Raw genomic sequence first — 3,973 nt, forward strand, 5'->3', positions numbered from 1 at the left:
GCTGCCCATTATGGACGCCGCGTTTTGTGACCGTTGCGGTCAGCTGGCCAGTGTGGGCAGCCACGAGGCGTGCCGGCGGGCCCGCGAGCTGGAGCCACCCCGCTACTGTCGAGCCTGCCGGCGGCGGATGGTCGTCCAGGTCACCCCGGTGGGTTGGTCGGCCCGGTGCGCGGAGCATGGGCTGCTCTCGGTCTGAGCTCGTCGGTCACGTCCACCGTCGTCACGCCGACCGCGATCCTGGCCCCGGCCGAGTGCCGGCGGGTCCGGCCAGCCGGGCCGAGGCGTACGAAGACCGCTGCGCGCCCGACCACCGGACTCGGGCTGCGGCGTCGGGTTCATGTCGGGACCAGTCCTGCCGGGGCCAGAGCCGCCGGTTATCGTCGGCGACCAGGGTGGGTAGAGACGCATCCACGTGTGAAGCAGGTCCACCTCCTGCGCGAACGGGAGCATCAGCACCGGGCGCGAACCAGCCGGGCACGAACCAGCGCTGAAGTGGAACGGATGGGGGGCTTAGAGGGTGGCCTGCAGGGACTTGATCGGCATGCTCAGCTCGGCCAGCATCTTCAGGTCGGCCTCCGCGGAGCGGCCCAGCGTCGTCAGATAGTTCCCGACGATCATGGCGTTGATACCACCGAGCATCCCCTGCACGTCGAGATCACCCAGGGTGATCTCGCGTCCGCCGGAGTAGCGCAGGATCGTGCGCGGCATGGCGAGGCGGAACGCCGCGATCGCGCGCAGCGCGTCACGCGGCTCGACCAGCGGAAGATCCCCGAAGGGCGTCCCCGGCCGCGGGTTGAGGAAGTTCAGCGGAACCTCGTCGGGCTCCAGGGCCGCAAGCTGGGCGGCGAGCTCGGCACGCTGCTCGAGGCTCTCGCCGACGCCCAGAATGGCGCCGCAGCACAGCTCCATCCCCGCGGCCCGCACCATCTCACAGGTCTCCCACCGCTCCTCCCAGTTGTGGGTGGTGACCACGTTCGGGAAGTGCGAGCGGGCCGTCTCCAGGTTGTGGTTGTAACGGTGCACACCCATCGCCGCGAGTTCGTCGACCTGCGCGGAGGTCAGCATGCCCAGCGAGCAGGCGACGTTGATGTCGACCGCCGCACGGATGGCGGCGACCCCCCTCCCGGACCTGCGCCATGAGCCGGGCGTCCGGGCCCCGCACGGCCGCGACGATGCAGAACTCGGTGGCGCCTGTCGCCGCGGTCTGCCGGGCGGCGTCAACGAGCGAGGGCACGTCCAGCCAGGCGGACCGTACCGGCGAGTCGAACTTGCCGGACTGCGAGCAGAAGTGACAGTCTTCCGGGCATCCGCCGGTCTTGAGGCTGACGATCCCCTCCACCTCGACCTCCGGACCACACCAGCGCATCCGCACCTCGTGGGCCAGGGCGAGCAGATCGGTCAGCGTCTCGTCCGGGAGCCGGAGCACGGCGAGCACGCCGGCCTCGTCCAGCCCTTGTCCGCCCTCGAGGACCTCGCGCCGTGCCACGGTGAGGATGCCGGCACCGTCCTGGTCCGCCGGCGGCCGCGGCGACGCCGGTGCAGGTGCAGGTGCGGTGGGGTGCGCGGTCACGGATCCGGTCACGGACGTGGTCACGGATGCAGTCACAGGGGTCTCCAGACGAGGGTCGGCGGGTGCGGTGGATGCGTGGTGGCGGTGGGCATCGTGGTCGGGACTGGTGCGCATGCACCCAGGTGCATGCGCACCCATTGTCGAACCGGCGCGCGGATGTGGGGCCGGATTCCCGAACACCATCGAGCCCCGAACACCATCGAGCATGGTGGTTATGTCTCGTAGCGAGCCCTGAACTCCTGGGCACGGAACGTGCCGCCCAGCGCCGGTTGCAGCGAGGCACGCGCCACGGCCAGGAACTCGGGCTGGGCCAGCAGGCCGGCTCCCGCCGGGAGGACGCCGGCCAGCGGCCGGGCGGCCAGGCTTTCCAGGTCGGTGAGGTTGCACCGGCAGGCCAGGTCCGGTTCGGCCGGCCAGGACCCGACCACCACACCGACGAGGTCCAGGCCGCGGTGCGCCAGCGCCTCCAGGGTCAGCGCCGTGTCGTTCAGAGCGCCTAGGCCCGCGGCGGTCACGACGAGCACTGGCGCCCGCAGCACCCGGGCCAGGTCGGCGAGGGTGGCGCCGCCCGCGTCGTAGCGGACCAGCAGGCCGCCGGTGCCCTCGACGAGGACGAGATCGCGGCTGTCGGCGAGTATGCCGATCCGGGCGGCGAGCTCGTCGAGGTCGACGGCCCGGTGCCCGGACCTGCGGGCGGCGGTGGCCGGAGCGAGCGGGTCGGGGTAGCGGGCCAGCTCGTGGACGTCGGTAATCCCGGTCAGATCGCGGACGAGGTCGACGTCACCCAGCTCGCCGGGGCCAACACCGGTCTGGGCCGGTTTCACCACCGCGACCGCGCGGCGTCGGTCGTGCGCGAGCGCGCCGATCGCGGCCGTCACCACCGTCTTGCCGACCCCGGTGCCGGTCCCGGTCACCACCAGGACCGTCATCGGGCTAGGACCGTCATCGGGCCAGGACCCCGGCGGCGGCCAGCGCGTCGGTGACGATCGCGAGGTCGGCATCGGTGAGATCGACCCGGGCGGCGAGGCGCAGCCGGCTGGTCCCGACCGGCACCGTCGGTGGCCGGAAGCAGCCGACGGCCACCCCGTGCCCGCGGCAGGTCGCCGCGGCCGCGGTCGCGGGTTCGGGATCCCCAATGATCACCGAGACGACGGCCCCGGCGGGATCCGGCGCGCCGGTCAGGTCGGCGAGCTGACGGGCCCGGCGCCGGACGGTGCTGGGCAGCTCCGGGTGGGCCCCCAGAAACTCCAGGGCGGCCAGCGCGGCGCCTACGTTCGCCGGGGCGAGGCCGGTGTCGAAGATGAAGCTGCGGGCGGTGTCGATGAGGTGATCGCGCACGGCCACCCCGCCCAGCACCGCACCGCCCTGGCCGCCCAGCGCCTTGGACAGGGTGGCCGTCGCCACCACATCCGGCTTCCCGGCGAGGCCTGTGGCGGCGAGTGCCCCACGACCGGCGGGCCCGACCACCCCGAGCGCATGGGCCTCGTCGACGACCAGGACCGCTCCGTGGGCCCGGGCGGCCGCGTGCAGTTCGGTCAGCGGGGCGAGATCGCCGTCCGCGGAGAACACCGACTCGGTCACGACGAGTGCCCGCCGCCAGGGGCGTCCAGCGAGGGCCGCCGCGACCGCGGCCACATCGGCATGCGGCGTCACGACGACGTCCGCCCGGGACAGCCGGCAGGCGTCCACGATCGAGGCGTGGTTCAGCGCGTCCGAGACGACCAGGTCGCCGGGGCCGGCCAGGGCGGTGACCACCGCGAGGTTCGCCGTGTAGCCGGAGGAGAAGACCAGGGCCGAGGCGAATCCGGCGTGCGCGGCGAGCGCGTTCTCCAGCTCCCCGTGCAACGCGGTCGTCCCGGTCACGAGCCGGCTCCCGGTGGCCCCGGCACCCCAGGCGCGCAGGGCGCGGATCCCGCCGTCGACGACCGCCGGATGACGACCGAGCCCGAGGTAGTCGTTGCCCGCGAGATCGACGAGCACGCCCGCGCCCGGCTTGTCCGGGCCGCCCCGCGGGCGTAGCTCGCGGCGCAGCCCGGCGGCGACCCGGGCCCGGGCGTGGCCCGCGAGCCAGGCGAGCGGCGCGGCCGCCGCGGCATCATCGACGGTCACGAGGGCCAGCGTACGGGTATCGACCACTGTGATGGGGTGCCCGCCACCTCACGAACCCGGCCGGTCTGGCAGTCTGCGAGCCGTGGGAACCCTCGCCGACATGCTGCGCGCGAGCACGGATCTCAGCGACGACGACATCGACCACCTGCACGCGCTCGTCGCGGACTGGGCTCTGCTCGCCGACCTCTCCTTCGCTGATCTGTTGCTGCTCGTGCCTGTCCGCTCCGGTTCGGGGGCCAGTCGGGGCGGCCACGCCAGCGGAGCCGAATTCCTCGTCGTGGCCCAGGTCCGTCC

Annotated in this window: 4 protein-coding genes and 1 pseudogene; 2 read left to right on the forward strand and 3 right to left on the reverse strand. The window is 73.3% G+C overall.

What is annotated here, in order from left to right:
• The coding region (gene bsaP / locus AC08OQ_RS10765) for a biotin synthase auxiliary protein BsaP (RefSeq protein WP_476612017.1) at positions 1-196 on the forward strand (196 nt) is incomplete at its 5' end.
• A 314-nt stretch (positions 197-510) separates the two neighbouring features.
• Here the strand turns inward: bsaP and bioB are convergent.
• From bioB to AC08OQ_RS10780, 3 genes and pseudogenes are all read right to left on the reverse strand, one after another.
• Positions 511-1,582 (reverse strand): annotated as a pseudogene (gene bioB / locus AC08OQ_RS10770) (biotin synthase BioB).
• Between the two features lie 200 nt (positions 1,583-1,782).
• Positions 1,783-2,499 (reverse strand): dethiobiotin synthase, encoded by a 717-nt coding sequence (gene bioD / locus AC08OQ_RS10775; RefSeq protein ID WP_476602265.1) that lies wholly within the window; start codon positions 2,497-2,499, stop codon positions 1,783-1,785.
• A gap of 13 nt (positions 2,500-2,512) precedes the next feature.
• The gene (locus AC08OQ_RS10780; RefSeq protein WP_476612018.1) at positions 2,513-3,679 is read right to left on the reverse strand and encodes an 8-amino-7-oxononanoate synthase; all 1,167 of its coding nucleotides are present in this window, start codon (positions 3,677-3,679) and stop codon (positions 2,513-2,515) included.
• Positions 3,680-3,761: 82 nt separating this feature from the next.
• On the opposite strand from AC08OQ_RS10780, the gene AC08OQ_RS10785 reads away from it, so the two are divergent.
• A partial coding sequence (locus AC08OQ_RS10785; protein ID WP_476612019.1) for a histidine kinase N-terminal domain-containing protein occupies positions 3,762-3,973 on the forward strand: 212 nt, incomplete at its 3' end.

This window comes from Frankia sp. CcCS3 (genome assembly GCF_977927575.1).

Excerpts from the sequence above, each read along its gene's own strand:
- bioD (WP_476602265.1), bottom strand. The coding sequence starts at position 2,499 with ATGACGGTCCTGGTGGTGACCGGGACCGGCACCGGGGTCGGCAAGACG.